We start from the raw sequence: 16,905 nt of genomic DNA, 5'->3' as shown, positions 1-16,905 counted from the left end.
TCTAATTAATCTTCGATTCTTTTCTTGCTGAACTTCATCAGGAACTCGTATACGATCGGTACAACCACGAGCGTCAGCAGCGTGGAACTGATCAGACCGCCGATAACCGTGATGCCGAGTCCTTTCGAGATAATGCCTGCGCTGCTCTCCCAGCCGAATACGAGAGGCAGGAGCGCGCCGATGGTTGCCAGTGCCGTCATCAGAATAGGACGAAGACGGGTAGCGCCGGCTTCGAGCAGGGCTTCGCGCGTGCTCATTCCTTCGCGTTCCATATGGATCACGCGGTCGATCAACACGATCGCGTTCGTCACCACGATACCGATCAGCATGAGCACGCCCATCAGTGCAGACACGTTCAGTGTTTCGCCCGTGACGAGCAAGCCTATGATAGCGCCGATGACAATGAACGGCAGCGAGAACAGGATGGCGAATGGAGCGAGTCCCCCGCCAAACGTAACCACGAGTACAAAGTATACGATAGCGATGGCCGCCAGCATGGCGAGCCCGAGCTGCCCGAAGGTTTCGTTAATTTGCTCGGTGACGCCTCCGAATTGGACGGACACGCCGTCTGGAAGCTCAAGCTTGTTCACTTCGGTCTCCAGGTTGGTCGAAGCCGAGCCTACGTCGCTGGACAGGATGTCGGCTGTGACACTCACAACCATTTTACCGTCGATGCGCGTAATGGAATCCGGCGTGGTTCCTTTTTCCACCTTGGCCACATCCTTGATCGGCACTTCGATGCCGAGCGGAGAGGTCACGGTTTCGTTCTCGATTTCCTTAATGCTCTTATAGGTTTTGCTGTCCGCTTCAATGTAAACATTGTAGGTTTTGTCTTCAATCTTGACTTCGGTCAAGACCGGACGTTCCCGTACCGGGGCCAGCTTCATGGCCAGCTGTCCGGCCGTCAGGCCCAGTGAGCTGAGCTTCTCTTGATCGGCTACCAGCGTGTACTGCTCAAACGCTTCGGACAAGCTGGTTTCCGCATTTTCAAACGTCGCGGTATCCTTGTTCGCAAGCTCTGCGATTTGATCGGCCACCGGCTTGATCTGCTCCAGCGAGTCGCCGAAGACGTTCACCGTCAGCTGGCTGCCGCCAAAGCCGCCGGCTGCCATGTCCATATTGGACCAAGTGCCGTCCGGCACTTCCTTGGCAAGATCTTCGATGAGCGTCTTTTTGACGTCTTCGAAGTTTTTCGTGTCCGGATCATACATAACGTAGAACAATCCTGAATTGGCGGAGCCCATGCCCAGCGGATTGCTTCCGCCGATGGAGTATTGCATCGATTGCACGCCTGGTTGATCCAGGATCAGCTTCTCGGCTTTTAAGGCTCGATCCTCAACATCCTCCAGCATTACGCCAGGCTCAGGTGAATAGGTGACCATCGCGTATTTGTCTTCCTGTTCCGGAATAAAGCTTACGCCCAGGTACTTGGTCAAGAATAAGCTTCCGACGAGCAGCACGATGGCAGCTAGGAAAGTAATCGCTTTGTGGTTCAAGGTCCATTTCAAGATGGAGCGATAGCCGCGGGCCAAGGCACCCGGCTTCTCTTCATGATCATGTGTGTTCTTCAAGCCTTTGCGGAACAGGCTGTGCGCCATGGCAGGTACGAGCGTAATCGCCACGACCAGGGAAGCAAGCAGGGCAAAGACCATCGTCAATGCAAACGGCATGAACAGCTCTCCTACCATGCCGCTGACCAATGTAAGCGGCAGGAATACCGCGATGGTCACGATGGTGGAGGACATGATCGGCACAAACATTTCGCGCGTAGCGGCGCTGATGAGCTCTCGGCCCTTCAATTTCTCGGTCGAGAGGGACATGCGCCGGTAAATATTCTCGATAACCACGATGGAGTCATCGACAACCCGGCCGATGGCAACGGTCATGGCACCGAGCGACATCATGTTCAGGGTGATATCCATTTGCTTCAGGCACAGAACCGCAATCAGCAAGGACAGCGGAATCGAAATGATCGAAATAATCGTCGAACGGATGTTGCGCAGGAAGACCATAATGATCAGAACGGCGAACAACGCACCGAATAATGCCTTGGAAAGCATCGTATGGACAGAGTCCTCAATCGGCTTGCCTTGGTCCAGCATGATCGTCAGATCCATGCCAGGATACAGGCCTCTCAATTCTTCAGCCTTGTCTTTGACCTGGTTCACGACGTCAACCGTGTTGGCATCGTTTGCTTTTACGATTTGAATACCGATCGATTCCTTCCCGTTGGTGCGGGAGATGGATTCCGAGGAGCCGATCACTTCAATATTGGCAATCTCGCTCAGTTTGACGGTTGGAATGCCGGTTGGCATACCAGGAGCGCCATTTTGTCCGCCAGCGCCGGCACCGGCAGCGGCTTCAGCGCCAGCACCAGGCACGGTTTGCTGACCGGCCCCTGCAGCATCGCCAGGCGGCTGCTGCTGCTGGCCTGCACCGGCATTCGGAGCACCGGCGCCGGCAGACGCATCCGCCCCGCCGCCACCTGGAATGACCGGAATGGCGATATTCTTCAGATCGTCGATGCCGATGATGCCGCCATCAACGGCAACGGCTTTTTGGGACTTTTCCATCTCGAACATGCCGAGCGGAGCGTACAGCGCCGAACCTTGCACGATACCTTTGACGGTATCCTCGGTCAGGCCAAGCTCGCTCATTTTGTCCTGGTTAAACTTAAGCTGTACCTCATTCACGAATTGACCGGCTACCTGGATGGAAGCAACCCCGTCCAAATCCTCCAGCTCGGGAACGATGTCATTCTCCGTGATGCGAGTCAATTCATCCAATTCCATGTTGTCTTTGTTAGCAATGCTTAACGAGACAACCGGCATGGAGCTCATGCTGAATTTGGATATGGTAGGTTTCTGGGCGTCGTCAGGCAGCTTTACCTCGTTGATGGCTTCGCGAACAGCCGCCGTAGCGTTGTCCAGATCACTACCATAATCAAATTCAACCATGACATTCGCTGCATTCTCCATGGAAGTGGAGGTTACGGTTTTGACGCCGTCGATATTACGGAGTCTCGTCTCGAGCGGTTTGGTTACATCCTCCACAACGCCTTCGGGAGATGCACCAGGATAAATGGCGGTGACACTCAAGAACGGAACGTTAATATCCGGAATGGTTTCTTGCTTCATCGTCAGTCCGCCGTACAATCCACCGAAGCTGACGATGATGGTCAGCAGCCAGATCGCAAACTTGTTGCGCAGCGAGAAATTGATAATTCCTTTCATTAGGCGATTCTCTCTCCTCTCCAAACTCTATGTCTCTAATTTGAACGAATTCCCCTGCATCATGCCGCCGGGCGTAAGATAGCTTTCAAGCACAGTCGAAATGGTGCCTTTGAGCTCGGTATACAATGCTTCGATTTCCTCGATCCCCTCCAAGTTAGCAAGCATTCCTTTCAGAACGGCCCGGCTGGGCTGGAGGCCAAGCAGCTCTTTTTCCATAATATTGAGGGACTCCATTGCATCTTCCCGATCCTCCAGATCGGCCTGACTCTTCTTCAGCTCGCTTTTCATTGCCTTAATGACGATCAGCGGATGGCGCTGTTTGCGAACGTCGGTCTGGCATAATTGGCCCATTTGGCCAATCGCCTCCATCGGGATCAGCGGCTCCGGCCGTCTGCGAAGAATGCTGGCTACGATATCATCGAGCAGCTGGATCTGGTGATCTGCCGTGATTCCCACATTCAAATGAAATCCCGGCATGAACAGAAAGCGGATATACGAACCCAGCATGCTGGCCAAGAACATGCCGATCTCCATCGTATACGGCTCTACGTCCGGTCCATAAATGGTTTTAAGCTTATTGTTAAACCACTGCAATGCAGCGAGCATCTCCTGCCGCATATTTTCCTTGTCAAAAGGCGGTTTTCCCGGCATCTGATCATGGAACTGCTTCAGGAGAAATTCCCGGATCTCCAGAAAATGGATCAGTAGCACTTCCGTCTGCTTACGCAGCTGTTCCTTAGGCGCAAGCAGCGGATCGTGGTCGACCCGGAGAATCTCGTCTTTAATCCGGCCTGCGATATGCTCGTAAATGCTCTTTTCCAGTTCCTCTTTGGACTTGAAATGAAGATAGAGGCTGCCTTTCGACATCCCGCATACTTCGGCGATTTCCTGCATGGAGGTAACCGAAGAGCCCTTCGCGGAAAACAGCTGCATCGCAGTGATGAGAATTTGCTGTCGTTTTTCTGCCGTTTTATCAGCCAATCAATAACTCACCTCGCTTGAGAACTTATCGGTTCTTGGATTGACCATTAGGTCAAGAAATATTATATATGAAAAAGAACGACCGTTTCAACTTTACTACGGTCGTCCTTTTCGTTAGGTTCTGAAAACTTGCGATATTTTTGAAAAAATATTAGCTGATCAATTTCAGGCCCACGGCCGAGCACAGGATCATGGCGATAAACAGCACTCTCCGCCATTCCTTGGGCTCCCCGAACAGAAACATGCCGGTCAAGGCCCCGCCGGCCGTTCCGATACCCGTCCAGATCGCATAAGCGGTCCCCATGGGCAGCTCGGTCATGGCGTAGGAGAGGAGGGAGAAGCTGGCGGCAAAAGATAAGGCCAAAATCAGTACATAACGCCAGCCTTTGCGATCCGACACGCCTTTGATACCGATGACGCCGCCGATTTCGAATAATCCGGCGAATATAAGCGCAATCCAAGCCATTATTTACTCACCTCCGGTTCGGCGTGATCAGCCGTAACAAGCTTAAGGCCGATGACGCCGGCAAGCAGCACGCAGATCAGAAGCACCTTGACCAGTTTAAACGGCTCTCCGAAGAACAGCATTTCAGACGCGACCGTTCCGGCGGTGCCGATTCCCGTAAAGACGGCATACACGGTTCCGACCGGCAGCCGTTTGGCCGCCTCGATAATAAGATAGAAGCTCGCTGCGATGGCGGCCAAGGTCCCAATCCATTCCCAGATGTTGGTGGAGTGCTTCAACCCCATCACCCATATGATTTCAACCAATCCAGCCAGCAGCACGTAACCCCAGTTGCGATTCATTATGTTTGTCACTCCTTTTACGAAAAGAACGGTAACCTTACATTACAAATTCTTTCGACTTCAACTTCCTGCTTATGATGCGTCATTCCATCAGGATTTAACTCTTGTGGTTATATCTTTGCTTCGTTACCCCTAACCAATACACAGGCCAAGCAGCTGCAAGGCGTCTTGAGGCCCGTTCTTCCCCGCCGTACACGGTTTCCAGATGGATCCCGTCCACCAAGGTCATAAAGGCTATCGCCGCATTGCGCGGATGACGGATGATGCGGCCCTGCTCCGGGCAGCCTGCGGCAAGCAGCTTAGACAGGTTCTGCTCCTGTTGATCCAGCAGCGGATACACCATCGCCATCACTTCGTCATACAGCGTGCTAGGCGGGAAGAAGGCCATCCGCATGAAGAACTGGACCTCGTCATCTATTTGATAAGCTTGGAGACGATTCTCAAGAAATCCGTGCAGCTGCTGCTCCAGCGGCCAATCGGAATGGTCAAGGAAATAGGCTACCATCATTTCCTCCTGACGATGGAATACGTCCTGGAGCACTTGCAGAAACAAATCCTTCTTACTCGAAAAATGGGCGTATATCGACGGTTTCTTGATACCGCAATCGTCGGCGATATGTTTTAGCGATGCCCCTTCGTAACCGTTTTTGGCAAAGTGGGCAAGAGCGGACTGTTTAATGTCGGCGGCACTCATTGAATTCCTCCTAACTAACGATCGTTAGTTATATTTCTATCAAATGGCGTCAGCATTGTCAATCTCTTTTTTCTGGGACATCGGGCACTTGCCGACCCAAGGAGAACAGTCTTTAGTTCCTGGGGGAGATCATGTAGAATATGTGTGACCAGCATCGTGCATACAAAGACAGAAACGATGAAGAACAAGGGGTAAATGGATATGAGAAAGGGAATAGAGGCTGTACTGATCACCGCGCTATTGTTCGCGTTTTATTATTTTGGCATGCATTATTTCGGGAAGACGACAGGGACGGTTATCGGGATATTCTCTACGCTGACCGTCGTATCCATCGGATTCATGATTTTTATGGAGAATCGCCATCCTTCCAGCACCATGGCCTGGATCCTGCTGCTGGCGCTTGTCCCCATCGTCGGGCTCGTCTTTTATTTTTTGTTCGGACAGAACTATTTCAAACGGAGAAAATACGATAAAAAGGCGAGGAAGGACGGTCTGGTCTACACCAGCGAGGTCCTGCGCAAGAACACACCCGACGTCTCCTGCTTCAAGCCGGAAGTGCAGCAGCTGCTTCAGCTGTCCACCCGGCTTGCGCGCACGCCGATATCGTTCTCAAGCGACACGAAGGTGCTGACCGATGGGGAAGAGACCTTTGCTGCATTGATTGCGGAGCTGGAGCAAGCGGCGCACCATATTCATATGGAATATTACATTTACCGGCCGGATGCGATCGGAACGCAGATCCAGGAAATTTTGATACGGAAGGCGAGGCAAGGGATTGCCGTGCGATTTATGGTGGACGCCGTCGGCAGCCTCCAGCTGCCGCCTTCCTTCCTGCAGGAGATGCGGGATGCGGGCGTGCAGGTGGCCGTGTTCGGCAGTCCCAAGACGATCTTCTTCACGAGCCGCGTGAATTACCGCAATCATCGCAAAATCGTCGTGATCGACGGCAGCGTCGGGTTCGTTGGCGGCTTGAATGTGGGAGACGAGTATTTAAGCCGCAGCAAAGCATTCGGTTTCTGGCGCGACACCCATATGCTTGTCCGGGGAGAAGCGGTCCGTACGCTTCAGGTTGTATTTTTGCAGGATTGGCAGTATATGACGGGGGAGCAGCCGAACGAGCCGATCTATTACTCCCCGGATTTGCTGGAGAACCGCAGCGGCGCCGTACAGATTATCGCAAGCGGTCCGGATAATGAACGGAGAGCCCTCAAGAACATTTTTTTCTCCATGATTGTGTCGGCTCGTAAGTCGGTGTGGCTGGCTACGCCTTATTTTATACCGGATGAGGACATTCTTACCGCGCTCAGGGTTGCCGCCTTATCGGGTCTTGACGTGCGCATTCTGTTTCCGTCGAAGCCGGACAAGTGGCTGCCCTTCCTCGCGTCCCATTCCTATTTTCCGGCCCTGCTGGATGTTGGGGTAAGGGTCTATGAATACGAAAAAGGGTTCATGCACTCCAAGCTGCTGATCGTCGACGGCGAGGTGGCCACCATCGGAACGGCCAATATGGACATGCGGAGCTTCCATCTTAATTTTGAAGTCAACGCATTGCTCGTACACACGGACAGCGTAAGCAAGCTGGTATCCGATTTCGAGCATGACCTGGAATCCGCCATCGTGTACGACCGCCATCATACCCGCAAGAAGAGAATCATGACACGGCTGCTTGAATCCGCTGCCCGGCTGATGTCCCCCCTGTTGTAAACGCAGCGGAAGAAGCCGGGAACGGCCGCTTCCCTAAACCTGTTCGTTCCATCTATTTGTAAGAATTTTAAAAGGTAGTGAAGCCCAGGCTTTTTTGCAATTTAAACAGGATGTCCTTCATCCATGTGGTTTTTCCCAGATAAGCGTCGACGTCCAGACTGAACTGGGCATCTTCGTTGAACCATATCCGATGAAAGTAACGGTCCAAATCCCGGGTGAGCGGATGATTCTGAGGGGCGGCGATCCACAGATTGTTCTCCAAATTCAGATCGTCCAGGTTCCGCTTTGTGAAATTGGTTGACCCGCCGGTAATAATCGATTTGCCTGTCGGTTTGGCAATGTACATGAGCTTGGTATGATACTGTTCGGTGCCGGTGTTGTACCAGCGAATGGAGATTTTTCCTTTGGATTTCTGAATGAGCTCGGCGGCAGCCGGACGGTTGGGGATGCCGATTTTGTCCCGGCCGAAGGCGTTCTGGTTCGGATCCAGAATGAGACGGATGTCAACGCCTCGGTCCGAGGCTTGCAGAAGCCGTTCCATGACTCTACTGTCGGCCAGGTAGAACATCCCCATCCAAAGCGTGTCCCCGGGCTGCGACTGTTCAATGGCCTCCAGCACATATTTATAGATTTTTCCTTCCGTCAAATAACGAACATCGACGCCGTTTGGTTGACCTGAAGGCTGCACCGCCGGCTTGGAGCAGGGCTCGTATTCCGGCAGCTTGATCGGGCTTGTAAGGTTAACGGCGGCTTGCTCCGCCGCAAGCATATCGCCGATGATGTCACCGCTCGTTTCGAAGGCGATGTTCGAGTGGAAGGCGCTGGCGTCATGCATGTTGGCCGAAGTCACCAGCGCGGTGTTCTCGCTGATCACGACTTTGCGGTGATTGGCTTTCACGTTCAGCAGCTGCAGATAGGAGCGAGCGGTAATATCGGGTGCTTCGGTTGCCATCAGATTGGGGAGCGTGCCTTTGCCGGACTGGCCGAACCACTGAATGAACGTGCGCCATACGGCGGAATAAGCGGGCGTGGAGTCCCGCAGCCGGTTGACATCAGTTACAATCACATGAATGCCTGCTGCCTTCATGGACTCGAACTCCGGCGGCGTATAGGAGCCGTACCCGGTATTCACTTCGTCGGTGATAAAGAATATATCCATATCGGGATGGTTCTTCTTATGGGTAACCAGGCGACGGGCAAGCTCTTCGCTGACTTTTGGGAATGTTTGGTCCTTATGGGCATATCCGTTGAACAGAAACATATCGATCACCAGGAATTTTCGCGATTCGTCGATAATTTGGCCGATGCGCGGTCCGATTTCTTGATCGTGGACAGGCTGGCCGTCCGGTCCGGGATAGGTCAGGTCGATCCACATCCTCACGTTGCTCTGGTAGACTGGACTTTCATAGGAGATTCCATTCGGAAGAGGTTTATGAGTCTGATAGATCATTACGCCGATAAGCCATAGCATGAGAAGGACAAGACCCATGAATATTGTTTTTCGCATTCGGGAGCTTTTGGCATTAGGATTTTCTGGCAGGGGCTGCGTGCCTGGACCCGGTGCAAGCGGTTTAGCTGAATTGCGGTTAAGGAACAAATGGCGGAAGTCCAAGATCACCCATCCTCCTATCTTTTCTTTAATTAACATGAAAGTGCTGCCCTGACGCACTCCAGTTTTTGCAATTCGGCAAGCACCGCGTTTGGGGATGATCCCGGGAAGCCGGGGCAGAATGCTATTTGGGAAGGTTGTTGGGTTTCGAATATACGGGAGATCGTGAGAACATCGGTATTAAAATTGTCAAAGGATGTACATATCATGCAGCTGGGACAACCTGCGACGTCAATGATATGCTTTAAATACGGTTTTATTAAGGATGAGTGAATCGGATAAGGAGGCACGGTATGAACTCAGAACATGAACAGACTGCGGGCAAACCTGCAACCGTTTCAGGCGGAGGATCAGGAAGATTTGGGGGCAGACTGATGCCGGAAGTGCCCACCGGCGAGCGGAAGATCGAGCATGTTCGATTATGCCTGGACGAAGAAGTGGGCTCCGTGGGGGTAACCACCGGTTTTGAACGATACCGTTTTCGTCACGCCGCACTGCCGGAGATCGACTTTGGAGAGATTAAGCTGGACACGACGTTTCTTGATTTTTCCGTACGAACGCCATTCTTGATCAGCTCCATGACTGGCGGAAGCAAGGCCACCGGAGAGATCAATATGCGTCTTGCGGAAGCGGCGGAACGGCGCGGCTGGGCGCTGGGTGTCGGCTCCGTGCGGGCTGCGGTGGAGAAGGAGGAGCTTGCTTCGACATTCCGCGTGCGCGAGAGCGCGCCGAGCGTGCCGGTGATCGCGAACCTAGGAGCGGTGCAGCTGAACTATGGCTTTGGCCTTGACGATTGTCAGCGGGCGGTGGATATCGCCGGTGCGGATATGCTGGTTCTCCATCTAAACGGACTGCAAGAAGTGTTTCAGCCGGAAGGGAACACCCGGTTCGGCCGTCTGCTGGGGCGCGTCGAGGATTTGTGCCGCACGCTTTCGATACCGGTCGGGATTAAAGAAGTGGGCTGGGGTATCGATGGCGAAACGGCGCGGTCTCTGCTGGACGTCGGGGCAGCGTTCATCGACGTGGCCGGTGCGGGCGGCACCTCATGGAGCCAGGTCGAGAAATTCCGCAGCCCGGATCCGGTCCGCCGCGCTGCGGCCGAGGCTTTTGCCGGGTGGGGCAATCCTACCGCGGAATGCATCGCGGAGGTGCGCGAAGCCGCGCCGGCCTGCGCGCTGATCGGCAGCGGCGGGCTGCAAAGCGGCGTCGATGCGGCCAAAGCGCTCGCGCTTGGCGCAGATCTGGCAGGTTTCGGCCGCGGACTCCTGGACTCGGCGGTCGATTCGGTTGAAGCGCTCGATCAGCGGCTTGCCCAGGTGGAGCTGGAGCTGCGGACGGCCATGTTCGGTATCGGCGCGGGGAATATCGAGGCCCTGAAGTCCACCAAGCGGTTGATTCGTGCCTAAAACAGCGCGCAGAACACCGCAGAACGGGAATTCGCGATGGCAGTATATTCGTGTTGAAGTCTATGGGGTATCTGCTATAATTAATAAGATTGTTTAGCTGGTGATAGAGGCTTGGCGTATAGATCCCGAGCTTCGTATACTTATAAATAAGAGTAAACCTGATAAGGAGTTGTCACATAAATGGCTTTAAAAGCTGGAATCGTCGGTTTGCCGAACGTTGGCAAATCTACATTGTTTAATGCGATTACGCAGGCGGGCGCCGAGTCGGCAAACTACCCGTTCTGTACGATTGATCCTAACGTGGGCGTCGTGGAAGTGCCGGATGAGCGCCTCGACAAATTGACCGAACTGGTTCAGCCGAACAAGACGGTACCGACCGCTTTCGAATTCGTCGATATCGCGGGCTTGGTTCGCGGCGCGAGCAAAGGGGAAGGTCTTGGGAACAAGTTCCTAGCCCATATTCGGGAAGTGGATGCGATCGTTCATGTGGTCCGCTGCTTTGAAGACGAGAACATTACCCACGTCGACGGTAAAGTGAACCCGGTCAGCGACATTCAGACGATCAATCTGGAGCTGATCCTTGCGGATCTCGACAGCGTCGAAAAGCGGATCGAACGCGCGAAGAAGAACATGAAGGGCGGCAACAAGCAGTATGCTCAGGAAGTGGAGCTGCTGGAGCGCCTGAAGGAAGCCCTGTACAATGACCAGCCGGCACGCAGCGTGGAGCTGAGCGACGATGAGAAATTGATCGTGCGCGATCTGCACCTGCTGACGCTGAAGCCGGTATTATACGCGGCGAACCTGAGCGAAGACGGCGTTGCGGAAGCCGACAGCAATCCTTACGTGCAGCAGGTTCGCGATTTCGCGGCCGCGGAGAACGCGATCGTGGTGCCGATCAGCGCGAAGGTTGAGGCCGAGATCGCCGAGCTTGAAGGCGAGGACAAAGCGATGTTCCTTGAGGAGCTGGGACTGGAAGAGTCCGGTTTGAACCGTCTGATCAAGGCGGCATACAGTCTTTTGGGATTGTATACCTACTTTACCGCCGGCGTGCAGGAAGTGCGTGCCTGGACGATCCGCAAGGGAACGAAAGCACCGCAAGCGGCCGGCGTCATCCATACCGACTTCGAGCGCGGCTTCATTCGTGCGGAAGTCGTTGCTTACGATGACCTGGTTGCGGCGGGCTCGATGAACGGCGCGAAAGAGCGCGGACAGCTTCGTCTGGAGGGTAAAGAGTACGTCGTGAACGACGGCGACGTTATGCACTTCCGTTTTAACGTGTAATCGATGAAGGTTTCAAAGGCCATGGCTCCATGTCGCTTTGTGCATGGGACCGTGGTTTTTTTGAAGCGAACGGGAAAGGCGAGAACCCTTTCTTCGGTCAACTGCCTGCTAGTCAAACGTGTCGTTTCATGGTAAAATAAAAAGTCGTTTACACTTCATGAGTCATACGAAATGGAGTGCGAAATGGCATATCTTCAGGAATATATCTTAGAGAGGTGAATTCCTTTGTTGGACCGATTACAATCCCTTGCGGACCGTTATGAGAAGTTGAGCGAGCTGTTGTGCGATCCCGATGTCGCTAATGACTCCAAGAAGCTCAGGGATTATTCCAAAGAACAATCCGATTTACAGCCTGCTTATGAGGCTTATGTTGAATATAAAAACGTCATTGAAGAACTCGAAGCCGCCAAAACCATGCAGGGCGAAAAGATGGACGACGAGATGCGCGAAATGGTGAAAATGGAGATCGAGGAGCTCACCCAGCGCGAGCAAGAGCTGGCCGAAAGAATTCGGATTCTGCTGCTGCCGAAGGACCCGAACGACGATAAGAACGTCATTATCGAGATTCGCGGCGCAGCCGGGGGCGACGAGGCGGCACTGTTCGCTTCCGACCTGTACCGGATGTATACCCGTTATGCCGATACCCAGGGCTGGAAGGTTGAACTGATGGACGTCAACACCAACGATCTGGGCGGGTTCAAGGAAGTGATCTTCATGATCAACGGCCGCGGCGCTTACAGCAAAATGAAATTCGAGAGCGGGGCGCACCGCGTGCAGCGTATTCCGACCACGGAATCCGGCGGCCGCATCCATACCTCCACCTCCACCGTGGCGGTTATGCCGGAGGCGGAAGAAGTGGACATCGAAATCCATGACAAGGATATCCGCGTGGACACCTTCTGCTCCAGCGGCGCAGGCGGTCAGTCCGTTAACACCACCAAGTCGGCGGTGCGCGTAACGCATATTCCGACCGGCATCGTGGCTACATGCCAAGACGGCAAATCGCAGAACTCCAACAAGGAGAAGGCGCTGCAGGTGCTTCGCGCCCGTATCTTCGATATGATGCGTCAAGAGGAAGAAGCGAAGTACGCCGGGGAGCGCAAGAGCAAAGTCGGCACCGGTGACCGCAGCGAGCGGATCCGGACGTACAACTTCCCGCAAAGCCGCGTGACCGACCATCGGATCGGACTTACCGTTCACAAGCTGGATCAAGTGATGAACGGGGAGATTGAAGAGATCGTTTCGGCGCTGACCCTTGCGGAGCAGGCTGAAGCGATGGAAAAAGGAGTATAACGCTTTGAAGCGGACGATATTTGAATTGACGCCGCAGCGCAGCGTAAGAGAAGCCTTTGTGGAGGCTTCTTCTTTTTTAGACGGCATGCGGGTGATGGAGCCGCAGCGGAATGCGCAGCTGCTGCTGGAGCATGTGCTGGGATTGTCGGGAACCTCATATTATATGGCGCTCGCGGAGCCGTTTCCGGCGGACCGTCGCCGCGCCCTGGAAGAAGCGATCAATCGAAAAGCGCAAGGCGTTCCGGCGCAGTACATTATCGGCGAACAGGAGTTTTACGGCCGGCCGTTTGAAGTTACGCCGGCGGTGCTCATTCCGCGCCCGGAAACGGAGCTGCTCGTGGAAGCGGTGCTGAAGTATGGACGGGAGCTCACCCCGCGACCGGATGGAGGGCTGAAGGTCGTCGACATCGGCACAGGCAGCGGGGCCATTGCCATTACGTTGGCTTTGCAGTCAAAGGGATGGGATGTGTTGGCGAGCGATATTTCGCCCGATGCGCTAGAGGTTGCCGCGCGGAACGCGAAGAAGCTGGGCGCCCAGGTTGAGTTCCGGCAGGGGAACCTGCTGGAGCCGTTCGCCGGCACGGGGCCGGACATCCTCGTCTCCAATCCGCCGTACATTCCGGCGGAGGATATCGAAGAGCTGCAGCCGGAAGTCCGGGACTATGAACCGCGTACGGCTCTGGACGGCGGGCCGGACGGATTGAATCCGTACCGGATCATGATGGCGCAGCTGCCCTTGCTGTCGGCGCCGCCGCGCCTGATCGCTTTTGAGCTGGGCATGGGACAGGCCGGGGATGTAGCGGAACTGCTGCGGAAGGCAGGATACTGGGAGGAAATCGTCACGGTACCCGATTTGGCGGGGATTGACCGGCATGTTCTGGGAATTTTCCGTTAATTGTATTCGGGTCCGATTTCTTTTAAAATAGAGGATGGGCTGCAGAATGAACGTTGGTTTGTTCGCCCAGATGGTTATTCTGCCTGAATGGCACATCGGGGTTTGCGGGCTCCGGGCACAGGGGGACCTAAAGCATGCTTCAGAAGTTCAAGAAGATAGATTTTGTCATTGTGTTTGTGCTGCTGATGCTAATGGTCGTCAGCATCACGTCGATATATAGCGCCACGTTCGATACCGCTGGGTTCGAGGGTCACCATATTAAAATGGCGGTATTTTATATCCTCGGTTTCGCGGCTTTCTTCGGGCTTAGTTTGATTGATTATCGAATATGGAATAAATATGCGCTGCACATCTATATCGGAGGGTTAATCACGCTGTTGCTGCCTTCCTTCATCGGTCAAACCAAAAATAATGCCACGGGCTGGATCAATCTCGGCATCGTAGACATTCAGCCTGCCGAATTATTTAAGCTGGTATTGATCATATTTATTACCTATGTCCTTATTCGCAAGGACAAATCGAGGCTGTCTTTCTGGCGGGATATCGTACCGATTGGTTTTCTGGCGTTCATTCCGTTTGCCATCGTCATGGTTCAGAATGACTTGGGGAACGGACTCAGTTATATTGTCATACTGCTCGGATTGTTATGGATCGGCAACGTGAAGTTTTCGCATGCGCTGATCGGGCTGCTGCTGGTAGCGGGCATTGCCTTTGGCGGAGCACAGGCCTACATCCACTTTCATGATGAGATTAAAGAATCGAAAATCATGGAGAGCCGCGGTCATTGGATGGAACGGATCGATCCATGGCTGGTGCCCGAAAAAGCTACCGCGAAGGCAAGCTATCATACGAACAATGCAAAGCTGGCCATTGCTTCAGGCGGTATGAGCGGTGAGGGGTACTTGGAAGGCAGCTCCGTGCAATCTTCGCGCGTACCTTATACGTATTCGGATTCGATTTTTGTGCAAATTGCGGAGGAATACGGCTTTATCGGCTCTTCCGTGCTGTTGCTGTTATATTTCATACTCATTCACAGGATGATCCTGATTTCGCTGGAAAGCCGGGAAAAAGCGGGTCCGTTTCTGATCATCGGCATCGTTGCCATGCTGCTGTACCAAATCTTTGAGAACATCGGCATGTTTATCGGCTTGATGCCTTTGACGGGAATCACCTTGCCCTTCATCAGTTACGGCGGAACGTCGCTCATCATTAATATGGCGTGCCTCGGGGTTGCCATGAGCGTGAAGCTGCACGGACAGGAAGTGGAGGAGGATATGCCGAATCCGCAAACATACCGTTCCGCGCCAACCAAACAGGCTTAACTCGGGTGATTAGGGTTTAGAATCGGAGAGATGCTATCGAAAGCAGCATCTCTTTTGTTTTTTTCTCCGTATCCAGGAAAGAGGATCGCGAATTGTGTTAGCGGTGAAAATCTTTTAGAATAATTCATTAGGGGCTTGCATGGCAGGATCCCTGAAAATCTTGAACGTAATGCCACCTTCAGATTAGGGTTTATGGAATGATGAGTATCAACGACGATAAGCAATGGCAAACTTTCTTTTCGAATAATCGTTATATGCCTGTATAGGCAAACCGGGGGTTCGTGTCTCCGGGCACAGGGGGATCAAAGCATGCTTCAGAAATTCAAGAAGATGGATTACGTTATTGTTTTCGTACTGGTTTTGATGATGGGTATCAGCATTACGTCCATATACAGCACGACCGTCGACACCAAGTTCGAAGGCTCTCATATCCGCATGATTGCTTTTTACATTGTCGGCTTCATGGCTTTTTTCGGAATTAGCCTGCTGGATTACCGGTTGTTGATTAAATATGCCAAATATATTTACTTAGGCGGTTTAGCCGTGCTGGTCCTCGTGATGTTTATCGGGAAGGACATCAACGGCGCCCAGGGCTGGATTTACATTGGCAGTTTAAGTATACAGCCTGCTGAATTGTTCAAGCTGATCCTGATCATATTTCTTTCTTTTGTATTGGTGCGAAAAAACAAACCGCTGCTGTCCTTCTGGAAGGACGTCGTTCCGATCGGGCTGTTGGCGTTCGTGCCTTTCGTGCTCGTTATGGCTCAGAATGACCTGGGTAACGCGCTTAGCTATGTCATCATTTTGCTGGGGCTGCTCTGGATCGGGAACGTCAAGTTCTCCCATGCGCTGATCGGGCTTGTGCTGGTGGCAGGAGTGGCCTTCGGCGGCGCTCAGGCTTACATTCATTATCATGATGAACTGCTGGAATCGAAAATACTGAAGCCGCACTGGGTGGAACGGATTGATCCGTGGCTGTATCCGGAGAAAGCGACCGCCAAGGCCAGCTATCATACGACGAATGCGAAGCTTGCCATCGCCTCCGGCGGCATGAGCGGCGAGGGCTACATGCAGGGTTCGTCGATACAGTCGGGCCGGGTGCCTTATGCGTACTCCGACTCCATCTTTGTGCAGATTGCCGAGGAGTTCGGATTTATTGGTTCCTCCGTCCTGCTGTTGTTGTATTTCATCCTGATCCATCGGCTGATCCTGATCTCCCTGGAATCCCGGGAGCGTGCGGGACCGTTTCTAATCATAGGAATCGTGGCCATGTTTTTATATCAGATCTTCGAGAATATCGGGATGTTTATCGGTTTGATGCCGCTGACGGGGATTACGCTGCCCTTCATCAGTTACGGGGGAACGTCCCTTGTGATTAGCATGGCGAGTCTCGGGGTCGCCATGAGCGTCAAGCTGCATGGTCAGGAAGTGGAGGAAGATATGCCGGATCCGCATGCTTATCGCCCGGCGGCCGCTAAGCAGCAGGCTTGATGGTCGGGTGGAACTTCGTCGCGGTCTGGAAAATAACCAAAACCGAATCGTCATTTATATGAGAGGATGCCGTTCCCATGGGAACGGCATCTTTTTTTGTTAAAGTCGTGACGCGCCAATCTATGAATTTTTTTCGATTTGCTAGATTCCACGTTTATATCTTTTTCAGTCGGACATACTGATAGCATC

At 53.2% G+C, this 16,905-nt stretch carries 13 protein-coding genes; 7 read left to right on the top strand and 6 right to left on the bottom strand.

Annotated elements, in window-relative coordinates; translation table 11 throughout:
* Positions 1-5: 5 nt before the first annotated feature.
* The 5 genes from P0X86_RS30640 to P0X86_RS30620 form a co-directional block, all read right to left on the bottom strand.
* Positions 6-3,233, bottom strand: coding sequence for an efflux RND transporter permease subunit (locus tag P0X86_RS30640; RefSeq protein ID WP_277747235.1), 3,228 nt, complete (start codon positions 3,231-3,233; stop codon positions 6-8).
* Between the two features lie 27 nt (positions 3,234-3,260).
* Positions 3,261-4,214, bottom strand: coding sequence for a TetR/AcrR family transcriptional regulator (locus P0X86_RS30635; RefSeq protein ID WP_277747234.1), 954 nt, complete (start codon positions 4,212-4,214; stop codon positions 3,261-3,263).
* A 151-nt stretch (positions 4,215-4,365) separates the two neighbouring features.
* Entirely contained in the window at positions 4,366-4,680 is a 315-nt protein-coding gene (locus P0X86_RS30630; RefSeq protein WP_009594524.1) for a DMT family transporter, read from the bottom strand.
* Positions 4,680-5,021: a DMT family transporter gene (locus P0X86_RS30625; protein ID WP_277747233.1), complete on the bottom strand. Its 342-nt coding sequence runs from the start codon at positions 5,019-5,021 to the stop codon at positions 4,680-4,682. Before P0X86_RS30625 ends, P0X86_RS30630 begins: the two co-directional genes overlap by 1 nt.
* Before the next feature lie 97 nt (positions 5,022-5,118).
* Entirely contained in the window at positions 5,119-5,715 is a 597-nt protein-coding gene (locus P0X86_RS30620) for a TetR/AcrR family transcriptional regulator (RefSeq protein WP_213580673.1), read from the bottom strand.
* 201 nt (positions 5,716-5,916) lie between these two features.
* Here P0X86_RS30620 and cls point away from each other — a divergent pair, with 201 nt between their 5' ends.
* Entirely contained in the window at positions 5,917-7,419 is a 1,503-nt protein-coding gene (gene cls, locus P0X86_RS30615) for a cardiolipin synthase (protein WP_036662074.1), read from the top strand.
* Between the two features lie 67 nt (positions 7,420-7,486).
* Here cls and P0X86_RS30610 read toward each other — a convergent pair whose 3' ends face one another.
* Positions 7,487-8,926 carry a phospholipase D family protein gene (locus P0X86_RS30610; RefSeq protein ID WP_481858314.1) on the bottom strand — a complete coding sequence of 480 codons (1,440 nt, stop codon included), beginning with the start codon at positions 8,924-8,926 and terminating at the stop codon, positions 7,487-7,489.
* 395 nt (positions 8,927-9,321) lie between these two features.
* Here P0X86_RS30610 and fni point away from each other — a divergent pair, with 395 nt between their 5' ends.
* The 6 genes from fni to P0X86_RS30580 all read left to right on the top strand — a co-directional run bounded on the left by fni (position 9,322) and on the right by P0X86_RS30580 (position 16,716).
* Positions 9,322-10,434 (top strand): type 2 isopentenyl-diphosphate Delta-isomerase, encoded by a 1,113-nt coding sequence (gene fni, locus P0X86_RS30605; protein ID WP_277747231.1) that lies wholly within the window; start codon positions 9,322-9,324, stop codon positions 10,432-10,434.
* A gap of 180 nt (positions 10,435-10,614) precedes the next feature.
* Positions 10,615-11,715 (top strand): redox-regulated ATPase YchF, encoded by a 1,101-nt coding sequence (ychF, locus tag P0X86_RS30600; protein WP_090909881.1) that lies wholly within the window; start codon positions 10,615-10,617, stop codon positions 11,713-11,715.
* Between the two features lie 225 nt (positions 11,716-11,940).
* On the top strand, positions 11,941-13,008 hold the full coding sequence (prfA, locus tag P0X86_RS30595) for a peptide chain release factor 1 (RefSeq protein WP_015737758.1): 1,068 nt from the start codon (positions 11,941-11,943) through the stop codon (positions 13,006-13,008).
* Positions 13,009-13,012: 4 nt separating this feature from the next.
* Positions 13,013-13,903: a peptide chain release factor N(5)-glutamine methyltransferase gene (gene prmC, locus P0X86_RS30590; RefSeq protein WP_277747230.1), complete on the top strand. Its 891-nt coding sequence runs from the start codon at positions 13,013-13,015 to the stop codon at positions 13,901-13,903.
* A gap of 134 nt (positions 13,904-14,037) precedes the next feature.
* Positions 14,038-15,225, top strand: a complete 1,188-nt coding sequence (locus tag P0X86_RS30585) for an FtsW/RodA/SpoVE family cell cycle protein (RefSeq protein ID WP_277747229.1) — start codon at positions 14,038-14,040, stop codon at positions 15,223-15,225.
* Positions 15,226-15,534: 309 nt separating this feature from the next.
* Positions 15,535-16,716 carry an FtsW/RodA/SpoVE family cell cycle protein gene (locus tag P0X86_RS30580; protein WP_009594539.1) on the top strand — a complete coding sequence of 394 codons (1,182 nt, stop codon included), beginning with the start codon at positions 15,535-15,537 and terminating at the stop codon, positions 16,714-16,716.
* The last annotated feature ends 189 nt before the right edge of the window (positions 16,717-16,905 follow it).

The sequence above is a fragment of the Paenibacillus sp. BR1-192 genome, assembly GCF_029542445.1.
In the GTDB taxonomy this organism is placed as follows: Bacteria; Bacillota; Bacilli; order Paenibacillales; family Paenibacillaceae; genus Paenibacillus_AQ; species Paenibacillus_AQ lautus_A.
This window is presented reverse-complemented; position numbering and strand designations above follow the sequence as displayed.

What these genes read in the sequence shown, in the direction of transcription:
- P0X86_RS30610 (WP_481858314.1), bottom strand. Translation starts at nt 8,926, where the DNA reads ATGCGAAAAACAATATTCATGGGTCTTGTCCTTCTCATGCTATGGCTT.
- P0X86_RS30620 (WP_213580673.1), bottom strand. Translation starts at nt 5,715, where the DNA reads ATGAGTGCCGCCGACATTAAACAGTCCGCTCTTGCCCACTTTGCCAAA.
- P0X86_RS30585 (WP_277747229.1), top strand. Translation starts at nt 14,038, where the DNA reads ATGCTTCAGAAGTTCAAGAAGATAGATTTTGTCATTGTGTTTGTGCTG.
- P0X86_RS30630 (WP_009594524.1), bottom strand. Translation starts at nt 4,680, where the DNA reads ATGGCTTGGATTGCGCTTATATTCGCCGGATTATTCGAAATCGGCGGC.
- P0X86_RS30580 (WP_009594539.1), top strand. Translation starts at nt 15,535, where the DNA reads ATGCTTCAGAAATTCAAGAAGATGGATTACGTTATTGTTTTCGTACTG.
- P0X86_RS30625 (WP_277747233.1), bottom strand. Translation starts at nt 5,021, where the DNA reads ATGAATCGCAACTGGGGTTACGTGCTGCTGGCTGGATTGGTTGAAATC.
- P0X86_RS30640 (WP_277747235.1), bottom strand. Translation starts at nt 3,233, where the DNA reads ATGAAAGGAATTATCAATTTCTCGCTGCGCAACAAGTTTGCGATCTGG.
- ychF (WP_090909881.1), top strand. Translation starts at nt 10,615, where the DNA reads ATGGCTTTAAAAGCTGGAATCGTCGGTTTGCCGAACGTTGGCAAATCT.
- cls (WP_036662074.1), top strand. Translation starts at nt 5,917, where the DNA reads ATGAGAAAGGGAATAGAGGCTGTACTGATCACCGCGCTATTGTTCGCG.
- fni (WP_277747231.1), top strand. Translation starts at nt 9,322, where the DNA reads ATGAACTCAGAACATGAACAGACTGCGGGCAAACCTGCAACCGTTTCA.